The organism is Ureibacillus massiliensis 4400831 = CIP 108448 = CCUG 49529 (assembly GCF_000772965.1).
Classification (GTDB): Bacteria; Bacillota; Bacilli; order Bacillales_A; family Planococcaceae; genus Ureibacillus; species Ureibacillus massiliensis.
This window is the reverse complement of sequence record NZ_JPVQ01000006.1, coordinates 58,178-74,056: the sequence shown is the minus strand read 5'-3', so window position 1 is coordinate 74,056 and position 15,879 is coordinate 58,178. Positions and strand designations below refer to the sequence as shown.

The window sequence follows — 15,879 nt, the reverse complement described above, 5'->3', positions numbered from 1 at the left end:
GTTTTTTTAGGTTATCTTTATGGAGTTAAAATATCTAGTGCCTTATGGTAATAAAAAACGATTCAAATCCAAAAAGCCATTTTTTTCTGTTTTTATTCAAATTTATTTGAATAGTAAATCTATATAGGTTAAAATAAGTTCTAACAAAATAACAAAGCGATAATGAAAAAGAGTAGTATTATCGATTGCCAAAGAGAGCTAGCGGTGGTGGGAGCTAGTGCATGACATAATATGAATGGGCTTTCTAGCTTCTAGTTTCGAAAATTTACAGTAGATTCTAGCGTATTTGTTGCGTTACAACAGTTAGAGTGGACTAGATTAACCATTTGATCTGGTCAATGAAGGTGGCACCACGGCTTTTTTCGTCCTTTGTGATGAAAAAGGCCTTTTTTATTTGTGCAAATGAGTTTGAGCTTAGCCTGAGAGGAGAGAGATGAGAATGTCAGTAGAAGTAAAACCGTACATCATTCGTGAAATACAAGGCGATATGATGACACCAATTTCAGTTTTTGATAGTTTGAAAGGGAAGAACAAAATTTTATTTGAATCATCAGCAAAGCATGATGAAAGTGGACGTTATTCCTTTATTGCAGTTAACCCAGTTGCTGAATTAAAAGGGGATAATGACACTTATTACTACCGATATGATGATGCTGAGCTTATTCAAGAATCAGGGTCAGTACTTCAAAAATTACGTGAAATGCTACCTATTCGGGATATCCAATTACCCTTTTCTTTTTTTGGTGGAGCAATTGGTTATTTTGGATATGATACAGCTTTTTATAACGAGAAGATTGGAGAATTTCTACAGGATGATTTAAACATGCCGGATGTCCATGTTTATTTTTATAATACATTTGTGGTGTTTGACCATTTTTTACAAAAGGTTTCGATTGCTGCAATTGATTTATTTCAGGAATCCCTATCTGAAGAATCAATGATTGAAAATATAAATCAACTGGTAGAACAGATCAAACAAGGATTGACATTTGTTGAGGATGAAGACATTTCAATACGTTTTGAACCTACTATCAATAAAGAGAAGTTCATTTCTATGGTTGAGGAAGCGAAAGAACATATAGCACGAGGGGATATATTCCAAGTTGTATTATCACAACGTTTTTCCGCACAATTTAGTGGCAATCCTTTCTCACTTTATCGAAAATTACGTACATCAAACCCATCGCCATATATGTTTTATTTAGAGTTTGATGATTATGCGATTATAGGGACTTCTCCCGAAAGTCTTGTGAAAGTTTATAATCGAGTCGTTACAACAAATCCAATCGCAGGGACAAAACCACGTGGTAAAACAGTAAGTGAGGATTTAGAACTCGAACAACAGCTTTTGAAAGATGAAAAAGAAATTGCAGAACATCGAATGCTAGTTGACTTAGGTAGAAATGATATCGGTCGCGTAAGTAAAATCGGTACTGTAAAAGTAAGCAAATATATGGTAATAGAACGTTATAAATATGTGATGCATATCGTTTCAGAAGTAATTGGTGAGCTTCAAGATGATGTACATGTTTTAGATGTATTATCTTCTTGTCTACCCGCTGGAACAGTTTCAGGTGCTCCAAAGATTCGAGCGATCCAAATTATAAATGAATTAGAAGATAAAAAACGTGGTGTATACGCGGGCGCAGTTGGTTATGTTTCTGTACAAGGAAATATGGACTTAGCACTTGCGATACGCACTATGATTGTGAATAATGATAAAGCGTATGTTCAAGCTGGAGCAGGTATTGTGTATGATTCAATCCCTGAATCTGAATACAATGAAACCTTAAATAAAGCAAAGGCTCTTTTGGAGGTGCACAGATGATTTTATTAATCGATAATTATGATTCCTTTACCTATAATTTATATCAACAAATTTCAAGTCTTGGTAAGGAAGTAATGGTTGTCCGAAATGACGCATTGACAATCAATGATATACGAAAGCAAAATCCCGAAGCAATTGTTTTATCACCAGGGCCAGGAACGCCTAGTGAGGCAGGAATTACTGTAGATGTAGTGAGAGAATTGTATAAGGAGTATCCCATTATAGGGATTTGTTTAGGCCATCAATCTATTGGAGAAGCATTTGGAGGAGAAATTGTCCGTGCACAAAATATTATGCATGGGAAGATTTCGACCTTAACATATGAGAAAAAAGGGTTATTTAAAGATTTGGATGGGGAGTTAGAGGTGATGCGTTACCATTCACTAATTATCGAACCTACAACATTACATGCTGATCTAGAGATTGTTGCAACTTCAGCAGATGATGGAGAAATTATGGCTATTCAGCACAAAAACTACCCTGTTTTTGGTTTACAATTCCATCCTGAATCAATTGGAACGAAAACTGGAACAAAAATGATGGAAACATTTTTAAATTTAATCTCAGTAAGTAAACAAATAGGGTGAGAAAATGAATCGAGATAATAACATGATTGTAAAACTTGGGCAAGAATCTGATGAAAAGGTAATCTCGAAATTACCAGAAATCTTTCAGCTCTTAAAAAAAGGGGAAGTTCAACCCTCTAATGAAGTCCTTGATATTATTAGTAAATTTCCAACAGAATCAACACCCTATATATTAGAGATTCTAGGGGAGAATGAGGAGCAAATTAATTTACAAATTTGGACTTTAAAAGAGGTTGTTCCAAAGCTACCATTCTTTGTGAAAATTGCATTAACAGATGAAATTGAAAGAATGGTCAATAAGCCATCTTCTCAAGAAAAAGAGCAGAAACTTGATTCAATAGCTCAAGAAGCTTTAAATAGTATATTATAAAGAAGATATTTTGCAGAATGTAAAAGATGACTTAAAGGATGCTACAGTCTTTTAAGTCATCTTTTATATTTATCAATGGTGAAAAAATGTATCTAATATCAATATTGCCAATGGTTTTCAAGCTTCGATGCTGATTTTTTATTAAGGACAATTAGTGTAACAGCTAATGTGAAGGAAGTAATTAATAATACGCAGATAAATGCGATTACGCCATTCCATCCCCACATGGACCAGAAAACACCACCAGTAGTACCACCAACACTTGAACCAAAATAATAGGCAAATAAGTATAGGGAAGAAGCTTGAGCCTTATCTTTTTTCGCCCGGAAACTAACCCAACCACTTGCAATTGAATGGGAACCGAAAAATCCGAAGGTGAAAATAATAATACCGATTATTTTAATGATTAAATTACCTGGGATTGTTAAAATCGCACCTGTTAACATTATCGAGATGCCAGTGATTAAAACCTTTTGACGTCCAAGCTTATCTGAGAGACTACCAAACCAAGTTGAACTAAAAACGCCAACTAGATATACAACAAATATCCATCCCACAACCCCAGCGCTCAAATTATAGGGCGATCCAACCAGATGAAAGCTGATATAATTATAGAGGGTAACAAACCCACCCATTAGTGTAAAAGCGATACCAAACAAACAGATTAAGCCAGGATCTTTTAAATGAGAAAATAAAGATATCGTTAGTCCTTTAAATTCTAGTTTTCTAGGAATAAAATTGTTTGAGTCAGGTAAAGCCCAAACAAAGTAGAAGCAGACAATTAAACTGATTATGCCTAGCACAATCATCCCGATTTGCCAGCTGAACAAATCTGTCATAGTCCCCATAATAATACGACCTGATAAGCCTCCAACAGTGTTACCACTTATATAAAGTCCCATGGCAACACCTAAACTTGATGGGTCTACTTCTTCCCCTAAATACGCCATTGCAATCGCTGGAATCCCAGCAAAAACAAAACCTTGAACCATTCTTAAAAGGAGTATCATTTCGAATGTTGGAGCAAATGCAAGGGCAATTGTTAGTATAGAAGCTGCAAAAATTGAAAAGGTCATTAACCGTTTTCTTCCCCAAGCTTCAGATAGAGATCCAAACAATATTAAACTTACAGATAATACACCTGTAGCTAAAGATAATGATAAACTTGCAATTGTTGGTGAAACCTCGAATTCCTCAGAGAACTGAGGTAATAATGGCTGTGTAATATACAAATTAGCAAAAACAGTAAAAGCAGCAGCAAACAACGCTAAATTTGCCAATTTAAATTCTTTAGTTCCTTTTTTTAAATATGTCATTTCATTCAGCCTCTAATCTATCGGAAATTTTGACATTTTTTTGAACTTTTTAGTTTACTTTATTATAATAATGAAAGACAAATAAAGAAAATTGATTGTTTTTATACATCTTATAAATAAAAGTTATAAGGAGCCTTCCAATGGATTTTATCTCACTCATGTATTTTAAAACGGTTGCTAAATACGAGAATATGTCTCGAGCCTCTGAGCATCTGCATGTATCTCAGCCAGCATTGAGTAAATCAATTGCATTACTTGAGGAAAATTTAGGTGTTACTTTATTTGATCGACACGGTCGCTCAATAAAGCTTAACCGATATGGTAAATTCTTTTTAGAAAGAGCAGAAGTCATTTTAAGAGAATACGAGCGTACAAAAGAAGAACTAGCAAATATGGTCGCACCTGGTCATGGTGAAGTATCTTTAGGATTTATGCACACCCTCGGACTAGAAGTGATACCATCTTTATTGACAAATGTGAAAAAGGTTTATCCATATATGAAATTTCAGCTAACCCAAAGTAATTCTAGTGTATTGATGGAAAAGCTTGAGCTTGGGGAGCTTGATTTATGTTTAATTTCCTCTTTAGAAACAAATAGTGATGTTGTTTGGGAAAAGTTATGGGAGGAGGAATTGTTTTTAATCGTACCTATACATCATCCGTTAAGTGATAAGAAATTAGTGAAGGTTTCAGAATTTGCTCAAGATCCTTTTATCTCGATTAAAAAGGGCAATTCATTGCGCAAATCTGTTGATGAATTGTATAAAAAGGAAGGATTTCATTTAAATGTAGCTTTTGATGGAGAGGAGGTACATACAGTTGCAGGCTTAGTTGAAAGTGGGCTTGGAGTTTCATTGATACCTAAAATTAAAGGATTGGAGCAGTATCAGTTAAAAGTAATTCAAGTCGACGCAGTGGATTGTAAAAGAGAAATCGGTCTAGCATACCTTGAGCATCGTTACTTAAGCAGTGTGTCCAAACAATTTGCTGATTATATTCGGGGGTATTTTAAAAATTAAAAGATGACAAAACTCTTATTGAGTTTGTCATCTTAACTTTTACCTGTTATTAAATTCGCAATTTCTTCAAAGGTCATTGATGAATTGAGTTCGTATTGACCAATTTGAATAGATTTTGCATATTCTGGCTTTGCTAAAAATAATTCCAGCTCAAGTCCGTTTTCAACAACGCCTAAGTCTTCAAGCTTTTTACCTATATCATAAGGGGTTAAGCCCGAGTAAATATGTAATGTTGCATGAATGATATCATTTGGTGTATCCGCATTACTCGCTTCTAGTTCAACTTCTTCACTCGAGTCATTTTCAGTTGAATCCGTCTCTATTACTTCTTCAGGCTGAGCTTGTCCTTGTTTCTGCTCTTGTTCAAACTGGTTGATTTGATTTTTCGCTTCATCTAATTGTTGTTCAAGTTGCGTAATTTTTTCTTCATATTCAGCAATCGCTTGTTCATCATTCGTGTTATGAGGATTTATGTTTAATTTATCATAGACCCCATAGCCTGCACCAATCACAAAACAAGCTATTCCAAATGCACGTACTGAGGATTTATTCATTGAATACCTCCATTATTTGTTAAAATATAACGTATTTGTTCTTCTGATAATGGAGACATTTTAATCATTTCTTGAAGGGTATATCCTTGTTTTTTCAATTCGATCACTTGTCTAACTAAAATTTCATTTATCGGTTTAACATTTTTAGCTGGTGCAGCTTCTGTCTGTTTCAATTGAAAGGATTGATTGATTGAAGACTTTGTTTTATTAGGCAGCGGCGATTTCACTTGGAAATTTGGTTCAAGTAAAAGCTCTTCCTCCACAACCTTCAATCGTCTTTTTAAAGAATTCGTTTCTTGATATATACTAATAGAAAGCTCTTCAAGATCTTTTTCAATTTTTTTGGATGAATCTTTTAAGAAAAATGATACTACTACACAAACAATACCTATAATCATTAATATAATTGAGAAATCCACGCTGTTTCCTCCGAATTTTTTTGTTTTTTATTATTTTACTTACTGTAATTGTTTATTTACATAATTGAATATGAGATGCTATTGAACAAGCTGTAAGTGAAGGCACGATAAAAACATTATAATAAACGAACACATTGCTTATAGTTTGAAGCTACACATAATTTTATCATAAGAAAAGTTAATAATAAATGATGGTAGATTTTTTTTCAGTTTATGATATAATGGGTTAGTCGTATAAATCATGCTCATGTTAAAAATAATTTTTCATATAGAGTGGGAGGGTTAATGATGCGCGTAAACATTACATTAGCTTGCACTGATTGCGGTGAACGTAATTACATTTCTAAAAAGAACAAACGTAACAATCCAGAACGTCTTGAACTTAAAAAATATTGCTCACGCGAGAAGAAAGTCACTCTTCACCGTGAAACAAAATAATAATTCATGCTCATTGCCAAAACCACTCGAGGTTTTGGCATTTTACATATAGTTTAACTTAAAGGATGGTTGTTCTATGGAGAAGAAAGCATTGCGTAATAAGATAAGACAATTATTATCTGAAATGAACGATTCGGATTATTATCGATATTCAGAAATAATTGCGGACAAGTTACGAAATGAGGAAGCGATTATAAACGCAAAAACAGTCGCACTTACAATATCGAACAAGCCTGAAGTTGATACATATTTAATTATAGAAAAGATGTGGGATTTAAATAAAAAGGTAGTTGTTCCAAAGTGTAATCCAAAAAATCATTCCATGCGATTTTTTGAAATTCAACACTTTGATCAGCTTGAAAAGGTATATATGGATTTACTGGAGCCAATACCTCATAAAACCATATCCGTTGAAGCGAATGATATTGATGTCATAATTGTCCCAGGTATTGTATATGATTTGAAAGGATATCGGATAGGGTATGGTGGTGGATATTACGACCGCTATATTGTAAATTATAAGGGGAAATTAATATCTATCGCATTTGACAATCAAATCGTTGAAGAAGTACCAAAAGAAAGTCATGATAGACCAGTTGATATGATTATCACTCAATCAAGAATAATAAATTGCAGCAATTATCGAAAGGGGTCATAAAATTGAAATCAATGATTGATATTTATGATTTACTTAAAAAACATGGAACTTTTATTTATACCGGTGATCGTATTGGAGACTTATTATTAATAGAAGATGAAATAAGGGAATACTATAAATCACAGGTTTTAGATATAAAAGATTATCAAACAGCACTATTAATCATTAGAGGAGAAATAAGAAAATTAGAGACTAAAGAAAACTGATTTTAATATTATAAAATATATTAATTTAATTAAAGGATTTATTCTTTTCATTAAAAAATAGGCAAACAGTGGGATATCTTCCGCTGTTTTATTTTTGGGAACAATTTTGTAAATGTAGCGTAAAATATTAGTGTTAGCATGTAAAAAGTGCACAGGAGTATATGAAAATATTCAGCAAATTCCGCTTTTTGATAAAGCTATTGCAATATCAAAAATAAAGGATTAAGATAAATTTTGTCTTTTAACCACTTTGTTAATATTTTGTAACAAAATTGTAATCTAATTGAAATATGTGAGAAAGGATGTTAAGAATGAAAGCTTTTAAATGGCCAATTCATTCAATTACATTAATTGCTATTGTTGCAACTTGGATTAAGACAGCCATTACTTATCATACAAGTTTTGAGATTAACATCGAAAATCCAATGCAGGAATTTATTTTAATAATAAATCCACTTAGTTCGTTACTTTTTATATACGGACTATCGTTGTTCTTTAAATCATCTAAAGCCGTAAATAGTTATTTAATCATGGCTAGTATTCTATTGTCTATTGTGTTGTATGCAAATGTTGCATTTTACCGATTTTATAATGACTTTATAACGTTGCCTGTACTATTCCAAACAAATAACTTTGGAGAACTTGGTACATCCGTTTCAGCAATTACAAATTGGTATGATTTCATGTTCTTTATCGATGTAATCGTAATAATTGTAGCAATAAAGATAATTCCGAAGTTTAAAAATTCTTTAAAGATAAATAAGAATGGTCGCCGTGCTTACTTTTTGATTGCTTTAGCCATATCATTTTTAAATTTAGGATTAGCGGAAACACAAAGACCAGAACTTTTAACAAGAAGTTTTGATCGTGAGTTGCTTGTAAAAAATATTGGTACTTACAATTACCACTTATACGATATTTATATCCAATCAAAATCATCTGCTCAACGTGCCTTAGCAGATGGAAGTGAACTAGTTGAAATTGATAACTATGTTCAAGCAAATCAAGCATCGGTGAATAGTGAAATGTTTGGTAAATATAAAGGTCGTAATGTAATATTAGTTCAACTTGAATCACTTCAAAGTTTTGTTATTAATAACGAAATGAATGGAGAAGAGGTAACGCCGTTTTTAAACTCGCTAACAAATGATCCAGACACTTATTATTTTAATGACTTTTATCATCAAACGGGTTTAGGTAAAACGAGTGATTCAGAGTTTTTAGTTGAAAATTCATTATTTGGGTTAGGTAGGGGAGCTGTATTTTTCACTCATGGTGGAAATACCTATAATTCTATGGCGGAAAAATTAGGGAAGAATGGATATTTTACAAATGTAATGCATTCGAACAATGATTCATTCTGGAACCGTGATGTGATGTATGATGCGTTAAAAATTTCTAAATTTTATGATGTGAATGATTACACCGTATCAGATGAAAATTCTGTAAACTGGGGATTGAAGGATATACCGTTCTTTGAACAATCAGTTGATATGATGACAGAAATGCCACAGCCATTTTATTCTCGAATGATTACTTTAACGAATCATTATCCATTCTACTTAGATGAGGAAGATATCATGATCCCAGAATATACTTCGGATTCTGGAACTTTAAATCGTTACTTCCAAACAGTCCGTTATTTAGACGAATCAATTAAAGTACTTTTTGAGGAACTAAAAGAAAAGGGTTTATACGAAAATTCCATCATTGTGTTGTATGGTGATCATTATGGAATTTCAGAGAATCATAATAATGCAATGGCGATGTATTTGGATAAAGAAGAAATAACAGATTATGATAGTGCTTTACTTCAATCTGTTCCTTTATATATCCATATTCCAGGTTCTGGAGATGGGCAGGTTATAGAGAAAACATCTGGGCAAATCGATTTAAGACCGACTATTTTACATTTATTAGGTATTAACACTTCGAATGATATGCAATTGGGTGCAGACTTATTTTCTGAGGAGCATCAAGATTTTGTTATTTTCCGTGATGGACGTTTTGTAACATCTGATTATGTTTTTGCGGGAGAGAAATGCTATGAGCGACCAAGTGGAGAAGAAATCGATATTGCAGCTTGTAAACCATATATTGAACGTGCACAAGTCGAATTAAATTATTCTGACAAAATAATAAATGGGGATTTACTACGTTTTTATGATGAAGAGACAGGGAATTTGAAAAAAGAAGCTGTAAAATAGAGAAAGTGACGCGGTCGATATGGCTGCGTCACTTTATATTATGATTTAGATGAACTAAAAAACAAGGTATCCGCAAAGATACCTTGTTTTTATATTTACATTATATTAATGTAATGCAGGTGGATAGCCTTGATGTAATACAGTCATTACCACAAACCATCCGAAGATCGCAGCAGAAGCTACACCGAATACTAAAGCAAGAAGATTCTTGTTTTTAATAGAGTTGAATACGCTTACTACTGACAAAATAGCGATTAAAGCGAAAATAACCATTAATAAGTTCATTAATATAGACACTCCTTTCGACATCAGAAAATGAATGTCGGTAAACAATATTCCTTCTTTATTGTAAAGCAATGGATAAGTTTTGTCGAGAATAATTCGTGACGTTTATATGAACAGTTCATGCTATTTTTTCTAGAGAGAACAGTTATAATATGAAAGAGGTGATATATTTTGTTAAATGTAAAAGCATTATCATTAGGGCCAATTCAAACGAATTGTTATATCGTAAGTAATAAAAATAAAGAATGTATTATTTTCGACCCTGGGGAGGAGTCTTCAAAAATAATAAAAGAAATTCGCGTGAATCAATATAAGCCTTTAGCAATTTTTTTAACTCATGCCCATTTTGATCACATTGGTGCAGTTGATGCTGTAAGAGAAGAATTCAATATCCCAGTTTACATTCATGAAAAAGAAGTGAGTTGGCTTTCTGATCCAGCGAAAAATGGATCTGGTCGCTATGCAGAATTGCCAAATTATATAGTTAAATTACCCGATCCTGCTCATATTATACGTAAGGAGCAAAGGTTTGAAATTGGCAGTTTTACATTTAAAGCTGTTTTTACACCTGGACATTCACCAGGTAGTATTTCGTATATTTTTGATGAAGATGGTTTTGCCATAGTAGGAGATACGTTATTCGAACGAAGTATCGGAAGAACAGATTTGCTTCAGGGTTCACTAGAAATATTATTAAAGTCAATTCACGATAAATTACTTACTTTAGATGAGGATACCATTATTTATCCGGGACATGGTTCATACACAACACCAGGTGAAGAAATGGAGATGAATCCATTTTTAAATGGGTTTTAAAAAAACAAAACACCGATTGCAAAGTGCAATCGGTGTTCATTCATATTAGTGATGGCCTCCAGGTATGTGGATGAAAGTAGTATAATACGTAAATCCAGCAAAGAAGACTGTTAAATACGCGCCGAAGATGTACATGTACATTCTTTCAGAAAGGTTTAAGAAGCCTAATAATAAGAATAATCCAGTATTACCTAAGAATAATAGCGAAACCTCGTTCATACCACCGAGATAGAAGAAAGTGGCAAAAATCCCTGTAAAGAAAGCCATAACTTTATACATGTTACTCATGAAGAATTCCCCTCCTTTTGCCATGCGACACAATTATCTCAAGGTTTATTATAAATGATTTGGAACAATAATGTAAACTGATACTTTCAATAGTTTGTGACAATCAAGTGGAAATTATTAATAGTATACCTAATCTTTTAAATTTATTTGATACATACAATTGTCACAATTATTGATCATACTGTCAATTTGTATTAATTCGTGCTGTTCAAAAAGTGCGTCCACCTGACCTTTAATAAAGGATTCGTGAATTGTGCAAATTAAATTTTCGTTTTCAGATAGATTTTCTTTAAATGGACAATTATAAATGGTAAACATAAGTTTTTTTCCATCACTTGTTTGGATAACAGATGGTATGTAACCAATTAATGACACTGATTTTGTTAGCAGTTGTAACTTGTCATCAAATTCGATGCTATGTTTCATCGAAGCCTCTTTATTTAGTGCATTTGTCATTTCATTGAAACCATCTTCATAGCTTACAGTTTTTATAATTTCAACGGCTTCTTGCCCCATAAGCTGAAAAGATTTTAATGCCCATTTTAATATACGATTATCATCTCGTTTTGGAAAGCTTAGCACAATTCCTTCTTCAGACGCTTTATATACTCGTCCTGGTCGTCCACCTTTTCCTGACTTCTCAAACTGATACTGAACTATGCCAATCTCACATAATTTTGTAAGATGTAATCGCGCCACATTGGGATGTATGCTAAATTGGTCTGCAATATCTTGCACAGTATATGATTTTTTATGCTTTAGTATAAAGTCATAAATTTGAAAACGAGTTTCATCCGCTAAAGTATTTAAAACTTTCATATGATTTTTCATAATAATCACCTCTTTCAAACAGGAAGGCATCTTTCCATTTATTTTAACTTTTCTGTTTGTGAAATGATAGAGTACTTGAGAATATTTTTTAATTATTAAGAATTTATATGCTTAATCAATACAAAAACTCATTATTTTAATGTTCAAAATTTAATTTTCAACAGGTAATCATAGCTCAAATAAAAATGTTGAGAAAAAGGGTTTTCAAGAATTATTTTACAAATTATACTAAACTCAAAATCACTTGCGGTCACGAAACTACATTGAAGAGGTGGGAATATTGAACGTCGAATCAGTCGTAGAAAATAAGTGTGGGCAGCTTTTGATGAAGGCCATAACCTTTGGTGCTTCTGACATACATTTAGTTCCAACAAGTAATCATTTTAATATTCACTTTCGGAAATATGGTAAATTGTTTCATGCCGGAAATTTACCCTTTGAACATGGGAACCGGATGATATCCTACTTTAAATTCAAATCATCCCTTGATATAAGTGAAAAAAGAAAACCTCAAAGTGGTTCCTTTCAAAAGGAAGTTCAAAATCAACTATATTCCTTTAGAGTTTCTACATTACCTTCTGTTTTTCAAAAAGAAAGCCTCGTAATCCGTGTGTTACTACAAAATGCAACACATCCAATTTCCTCACTTTGTTTTTATCAAAACTCAACTGAAAAATTATTAAATCTCGTTTCAAATAGGCAAGGCCTCCTATTATTTTGCGGGGCAACTGGATCAGGAAAAACAACATCTATGTACTCTTTAATCAATTACTGCAGTGATACTTTAGCACGTCATGTTATTTCATTAGAAGATCCTGTTGAGAGTAGCCAGGAAAATTTACTGCAAATTCAAGTAAATGAAAGAGCCGGTGTTACGTATGCGGCAGGTTTAAAGGCGATTTTAAGACATTCGCCGGACGTTATTATGATTGGTGAAATTAGAGACCAAGAGACAGCAAACATTGCGATTGAAGCCGCATTAAGTGGACATCTTGTGTTATCCACCATACATGCAAAGGATACAGTAAATTGCATTTATCGGTTAATGGATTTAGGCATAACAATAGAGGAGCTTAGACAATCCTTAATCGGAATAGTGGCACAATGTCTTATTCAAATCGGACATCATGATGAGAGAAAAGCGTTATTTGAAATATTGAGCGATATTCATTTGTACGAAGCAATCACTGCAACAATGCGAGGGGAAGAATACTGTCTTCCAGAACAAGAAACATTAATCTATCAAAGGAATTCAATTGAGGTGAATGGACAACATGTTCACTCAAGTATTTAATCTCAAAAATCGAATTATAGCAAAAAGAAATGAAAGTGTGGAAAATATTCCATCTTTATTAGAACGAATGAGCACTTTGTTAGATGAAGGGTATACACTAGCTGATTCAATCATTATGCTACTTCCTTATCACGTTAAAAATATTGAAAGCTGGCAAATGAAAATTGAAGAGCATTTACGGAATGGTGGAAATATTATTGAACTATTTGACATTTTATCGATTCCAAGACACTACTTAATTTCGATCAAGATTGCAGAAGAGAATGGCACATTAGTTGAAACATTAAAGGCTATTTCTAAAGAAATGGAGTTTAATGAAAAAACAAAAAAGAAGCTAGGTAAGTTACTTCTGTATCCTGTAATTTTATTATTATTTTTAATTTCAATTTTTGTTGCCTTTCGAACTTTTTTTCTTCCTAACATTGAACAAATTATTGAATCAAGGGCTCAAAATGGGCTATCAAGCTTAGCAATGACGAAGGTATTTCTTTATTTTCCGGATGTCCTTCTTACTTTTACTCTATTAATAACTATAGTTTGTATATGCTTTTTTCTTTATTTAAAAAATAGTCCAATTAAAAGGCAAATTGAAATGTTGTTAAGGCTACCCATCGTAAGTTATTTCTTTAAACTACACATGACGATGAATTTTTCCAGAATGGTCGGCAGTTTAGTAGCTGGTGGATTGTCATTACAGCAGGCATTAGAAATACTCCATCAACAGGACCTAAATCGGTATCTGAAAGAGGTTGCACTGAAAGTAAAACATGGAGTGTTATACGGTGATTCACTTTCACAAGTGGTCCAATCTTCAGATTTGTTCTTTTCAAAATGTGATGAGTTTATAAAACATGGTGAAAAAAGTGGTTATTTAGGTAGAGAACTAATGATTTATAGTGATTTGTTAAATGAGAAAATGCATTCGATTATAAAGATAAGTTTATCTCTTGTACAGCCATTCTTCTTTGTCCTAATTGCGTTGTCAATCATTGCAGCCTATTTAAGTATATTACTGCCAATGTATAACATTATTGAAGTGATTTAATAAGGAGTGAACTTATGAAAAATAATGAAAGTGGTTTTACATTAATTGAGATGCTAATTGTACTTTTAATAATATCCGTTCTAATCATTATAACGATTCCGAATGTAACAAAGCATTTTGCAACAATTGATGAAAAGGGCTGTGATGCCTTTGTAACTATGGTTCAAGGACAGGTTGAAGCTTATAAAATCGATTTTAATAAATACCCATCTGTTGAAGAATTAGTTGCTGAAGGGTACTTAAAAGAATCGGAGACAAGCTGTCCAAATGGTGATCAAGTAAAGATTGATCATAATGGACAAGTAACGGCAATTTCGTCTAGGGATAATAATGACGAATAGGTTATTGGGTAGCGAGGGCAGATGAAATTTGATGATGATAAAATCGAAATATAAAGAAAAGGGCTTTACTCTAATTGAAGTTTTACTTGTATTGTCCATCGTTGTACTCATAGGCTCTATCGTTAGTCATGTTACCTTTAAGCTTTCAGAAAAAAGTGTCGTAGATCAATTTATTCAACAAGTTACTTTGGATATTCAAAGAATGCAAACATTTGCGATGGAAAAGGAAGTATATACAACCATCGTATTTTTAGATAATGGGACTTACAAAGGATATGTTCAAAATGAATATAACAATCCATTACTTGAAAAACAGTTTCCTTCAAATATTAAGCTTAATACAAATAGTAATTTAAAAAGGATTCGATTTAATATGAACGGTGACATTGTCGAATTTGGGAGTATTGTTTTCTTTACATATGATGGCTATCGGCAATTAATTGTAAATATTGAAAAGGGTAGGTTGAAAATCGTTGAATGAAAAAGGAATTTCATTTGCTGAAACGTTATTAACAGTCCTAATTATTTTTACCTTAGCGGGAACGATTATTCCCTTTAGCTATAAAATGAACAAATCATTGGAGAAGGCAAAAGTTCAATTACATGCTGCAGAAGTTGCTTATAATGCTGCAAAAATTATTCTTTTTGAGGGGAGTACTTCAGGCTCTAGTTTAATAGAGGATATCATTTATCAATGGGATTATGATGGGCATACACTATGTGTGAAATACGAATTTTATCATGAGGAAGAAAAGGCTTGTATCAATCAAGAAAGCGTTGTTTAGGCGGAGGATATACATTACTTGAAGCATTGTACCAGATAGTCGTGTTAATTTTATTAACACAAATCATCATTCTTATTTTTTTATGGATGAACAAACAAAATCAGACCTTTATGATAAATGAGAGTATCCCTTGGGAAATTTTTGTTAATGATTTTCAAAAATATTTAACAAATGTTGAGAATCTCACTGTCGAGAATAATGGAACTAGACTGAACATTAAATATAAAGATTCTTCTAGTACGATTCAAATTAGTCCTATTAATAATGTAATTAGAAAACAAGTAAATCATACTGGACATGTACCGATGTTAATAGGTATTAAAAACTTGAAATTTACATTAGTAGAAAATGAATTATCAATAACAGTTATACTCTTAAATGGTGAAGTGAAGGAGAGAACATTTTTTGTTCAAATACTTAAAGAATGAACGTGGAGTCATATATCCTATAAGTATGATGATCATGTTTATAGTACTTACGTTTATTTTTTACTATGTTAGTTCGTATGAATCGCAAATTTCAATATATAATTCATTGGAATTCGTCAATGTTCGTGCTACGATAAACCTACTAACAGAAATAAATAGGAATT

General features: G+C 32.6%; 21 protein-coding genes and 1 other annotated feature. Of the genes, 15 read left to right on the top strand and 6 right to left on the bottom strand.

Annotated elements, in window-relative coordinates:
• Nucleotides 1-150 precede the first annotated feature (150 nt).
• Nucleotides 151-373: a binding site (T-box leader), on the top strand.
• Nucleotides 374-439: 66 nt separating this feature from the next.
• From trpE to CD30_RS05395, 3 genes are read left to right on the top strand one after another with little or no spacing between them, the layout of a single operon-like run.
• On the top strand, nt 440-1,828 hold the full coding sequence (gene trpE, locus CD30_RS05405; protein ID WP_036173540.1) for an anthranilate synthase component I: 1,389 nt from the start codon (nt 440-442) through the stop codon (nt 1,826-1,828).
• A complete protein-coding gene (locus tag CD30_RS05400; RefSeq protein WP_036173539.1) occupies nt 1,825-2,415 on the top strand; it encodes an anthranilate synthase component II in 591 nt (196 codons plus the stop codon). The genes trpE and CD30_RS05400 overlap by 4 nt, the downstream gene beginning before the upstream one ends.
• A 4-nt stretch (nt 2,416-2,419) precedes the next feature.
• Nucleotides 2,420-2,785, top strand: coding sequence for a DUF5071 domain-containing protein (locus CD30_RS05395; RefSeq protein WP_036173533.1), 366 nt, complete (start codon nt 2,420-2,422; stop codon nt 2,783-2,785).
• Between the two features lie 98 nt (nt 2,786-2,883).
• On the opposite strand, the gene CD30_RS05390 is transcribed toward CD30_RS05395, so the two are convergent.
• A complete protein-coding gene (locus CD30_RS05390; RefSeq protein ID WP_036173532.1) occupies nt 2,884-4,101 on the bottom strand; it encodes an MFS transporter in 1,218 nt (405 codons plus the stop codon).
• 140 nt (nt 4,102-4,241) lie between these two features.
• On the opposite strand from CD30_RS05390, the gene CD30_RS05385 reads away from it, so the two are divergent.
• Nucleotides 4,242-5,120 (top strand): LysR family transcriptional regulator, encoded by an 879-nt coding sequence (locus tag CD30_RS05385; RefSeq protein WP_036173529.1) that lies wholly within the window; start codon nt 4,242-4,244, stop codon nt 5,118-5,120.
• A gap of 32 nt (nt 5,121-5,152) precedes the next feature.
• Here CD30_RS05385 and CD30_RS05380 read toward each other — a convergent pair whose 3' ends face one another.
• Complete coding sequence (locus tag CD30_RS05380; protein WP_036173526.1) at nt 5,153-5,674, bottom strand: hypothetical protein; 522 nt, start codon at nt 5,672-5,674, stop codon at nt 5,153-5,155.
• Nucleotides 5,671-6,093 (bottom strand): hypothetical protein, encoded by a 423-nt coding sequence (locus CD30_RS05375; RefSeq protein WP_052126051.1) that lies wholly within the window; start codon nt 6,091-6,093, stop codon nt 5,671-5,673. Before CD30_RS05375 ends, CD30_RS05380 begins: the two co-directional genes overlap by 4 nt.
• Before the next feature lie 288 nt (nt 6,094-6,381).
• Here CD30_RS05375 and rpmG point away from each other — a divergent pair, with 288 nt between their 5' ends.
• The 4 genes from rpmG (at nt 6,382) to CD30_RS05355 (ending at nt 9,602) form a co-directional block, all read left to right on the top strand.
• Complete coding sequence (gene rpmG, locus CD30_RS05370; protein WP_036173524.1) at nt 6,382-6,531, top strand: 50S ribosomal protein L33; 150 nt, start codon at nt 6,382-6,384, stop codon at nt 6,529-6,531.
• Nucleotides 6,532-6,607: 76 nt separating this feature from the next.
• Nucleotides 6,608-7,189, top strand: coding sequence for a 5-formyltetrahydrofolate cyclo-ligase (locus CD30_RS05365; protein WP_036173521.1), 582 nt, complete (start codon nt 6,608-6,610; stop codon nt 7,187-7,189).
• A 2-nt stretch (nt 7,190-7,191) separates the two neighbouring features.
• A complete protein-coding gene (locus CD30_RS05360; RefSeq protein ID WP_036173519.1) occupies nt 7,192-7,395 on the top strand; it encodes a YqgQ family protein in 204 nt (67 codons plus the stop codon).
• A 311-nt stretch (nt 7,396-7,706) separates the two neighbouring features.
• Nucleotides 7,707-9,602 carry an LTA synthase family protein gene (locus CD30_RS05355; protein WP_036173517.1) on the top strand — a complete coding sequence of 632 codons (1,896 nt, stop codon included), beginning with the start codon at nt 7,707-7,709 and terminating at the stop codon, nt 9,600-9,602.
• Between the two features lie 105 nt (nt 9,603-9,707).
• Here the strand turns inward: CD30_RS05355 and CD30_RS05350 are convergent, their stop codons facing one another.
• Nucleotides 9,708-9,887, bottom strand: coding sequence for a DUF2759 domain-containing protein (locus CD30_RS05350; RefSeq protein ID WP_036173514.1), 180 nt, complete (start codon nt 9,885-9,887; stop codon nt 9,708-9,710).
• A 171-nt stretch (nt 9,888-10,058) separates the two neighbouring features.
• On the opposite strand from CD30_RS05350, the gene CD30_RS05345 reads away from it, so the two are divergent.
• On the top strand, nt 10,059-10,703 hold the full coding sequence (locus tag CD30_RS05345; RefSeq protein WP_036173511.1) for an MBL fold metallo-hydrolase: 645 nt from the start codon (nt 10,059-10,061) through the stop codon (nt 10,701-10,703).
• Between the two features lie 45 nt (nt 10,704-10,748).
• Here the strand turns inward: CD30_RS05345 and CD30_RS05340 are convergent, their stop codons facing one another.
• Nucleotides 10,749-10,991, bottom strand: coding sequence for a DUF2626 family protein (locus tag CD30_RS05340; RefSeq protein ID WP_036173509.1), 243 nt, complete (start codon nt 10,989-10,991; stop codon nt 10,749-10,751).
• 129 nt (nt 10,992-11,120) lie between these two features.
• On the bottom strand, nt 11,121-11,822 hold the full coding sequence (locus tag CD30_RS05335; protein ID WP_036173499.1) for a helix-turn-helix transcriptional regulator: 702 nt from the start codon (nt 11,820-11,822) through the stop codon (nt 11,121-11,123).
• Between the two features lie 277 nt (nt 11,823-12,099).
• Here CD30_RS05335 and comGA point away from each other — a divergent pair, with 277 nt between their 5' ends.
• Genes comGA through comGF form a run of 6 tightly spaced genes read left to right on the top strand, consistent with a single transcriptional unit; the run spans nt 12,100 to nt 15,715 of the window.
• Nucleotides 12,100-13,116: a competence type IV pilus ATPase ComGA gene (gene comGA, locus CD30_RS05330; RefSeq protein WP_036173665.1), complete on the top strand. Its 1,017-nt coding sequence runs from the start codon at nt 12,100-12,102 to the stop codon at nt 13,114-13,116.
• On the top strand, nt 13,097-14,161 hold the full coding sequence (comGB, locus tag CD30_RS05325; RefSeq protein ID WP_052126050.1) for a competence type IV pilus assembly protein ComGB: 1,065 nt from the start codon (nt 13,097-13,099) through the stop codon (nt 14,159-14,161). Before comGA ends, comGB begins: the two co-directional genes overlap by 20 nt.
• Nucleotides 14,162-14,175: 14 nt before the next feature.
• A complete protein-coding gene (comGC, locus tag CD30_RS05320; protein WP_036173493.1) occupies nt 14,176-14,502 on the top strand; it encodes a competence type IV pilus major pilin ComGC in 327 nt (108 codons plus the stop codon).
• A gap of 34 nt (nt 14,503-14,536) precedes the next feature.
• A complete protein-coding gene (locus CD30_RS05315) occupies nt 14,537-14,983 on the top strand; it encodes a prepilin-type N-terminal cleavage/methylation domain-containing protein (RefSeq protein WP_211254621.1) in 447 nt (148 codons plus the stop codon).
• On the top strand, nt 14,976-15,287 hold the full coding sequence (locus CD30_RS05310) for a hypothetical protein (protein WP_036173488.1): 312 nt from the start codon (nt 14,976-14,978) through the stop codon (nt 15,285-15,287). The genes CD30_RS05315 and CD30_RS05310 overlap by 8 nt, the downstream gene beginning before the upstream one ends.
• Nucleotides 15,260-15,715 (top strand): competence type IV pilus minor pilin ComGF, encoded by a 456-nt coding sequence (gene comGF, locus CD30_RS05305; RefSeq protein WP_036173486.1) that lies wholly within the window; start codon nt 15,260-15,262, stop codon nt 15,713-15,715. The genes CD30_RS05310 and comGF overlap by 28 nt, the downstream gene beginning before the upstream one ends.
• Nucleotides 15,716-15,879 lie beyond the last annotated feature (164 nt).

Excerpts from the sequence above, each read along its gene's own strand:
- CD30_RS05385 (WP_036173529.1), top strand. The coding sequence starts at position 4,242 with ATGGATTTTATCTCACTCATGTATTTTAAAACGGTTGCTAAATACGAG.
- CD30_RS05335 (WP_036173499.1), bottom strand. The coding sequence starts at position 11,822 with ATGAAAAATCATATGAAAGTTTTAAATACTTTAGCGGATGAAACTCGT.
- CD30_RS05395 (WP_036173533.1), top strand. The coding sequence starts at position 2,420 with ATGAATCGAGATAATAACATGATTGTAAAACTTGGGCAAGAATCTGAT.
- CD30_RS05340 (WP_036173509.1), bottom strand. The coding sequence starts at position 10,991 with ATGAGTAACATGTATAAAGTTATGGCTTTCTTTACAGGGATTTTTGCC.
- CD30_RS05315 (WP_211254621.1), top strand. The coding sequence starts at position 14,537 with ATGATAAAATCGAAATATAAAGAAAAGGGCTTTACTCTAATTGAAGTT.
- comGC (WP_036173493.1), top strand. The coding sequence starts at position 14,176 with ATGAAAAATAATGAAAGTGGTTTTACATTAATTGAGATGCTAATTGTA.
- CD30_RS05380 (WP_036173526.1), bottom strand. The coding sequence starts at position 5,674 with ATGAATAAATCCTCAGTACGTGCATTTGGAATAGCTTGTTTTGTGATT.
- trpE (WP_036173540.1), top strand. The coding sequence starts at position 440 with ATGTCAGTAGAAGTAAAACCGTACATCATTCGTGAAATACAAGGCGAT.
- CD30_RS05350 (WP_036173514.1), bottom strand. The coding sequence starts at position 9,887 with ATGAACTTATTAATGGTTATTTTCGCTTTAATCGCTATTTTGTCAGTA.
- comGB (WP_052126050.1), top strand. The coding sequence starts at position 13,097 with ATGTTCACTCAAGTATTTAATCTCAAAAATCGAATTATAGCAAAAAGA.
- rpmG (WP_036173524.1), top strand. The coding sequence starts at position 6,382 with ATGCGCGTAAACATTACATTAGCTTGCACTGATTGCGGTGAACGTAAT.
- CD30_RS05390 (WP_036173532.1), bottom strand. The coding sequence starts at position 4,101 with ATGACATATTTAAAAAAAGGAACTAAAGAATTTAAATTGGCAAATTTA.
- CD30_RS05355 (WP_036173517.1), top strand. The coding sequence starts at position 7,707 with ATGAAAGCTTTTAAATGGCCAATTCATTCAATTACATTAATTGCTATT.
- CD30_RS05365 (WP_036173521.1), top strand. The coding sequence starts at position 6,608 with ATGGAGAAGAAAGCATTGCGTAATAAGATAAGACAATTATTATCTGAA.
- CD30_RS05400 (WP_036173539.1), top strand. The coding sequence starts at position 1,825 with ATGATTTTATTAATCGATAATTATGATTCCTTTACCTATAATTTATAT.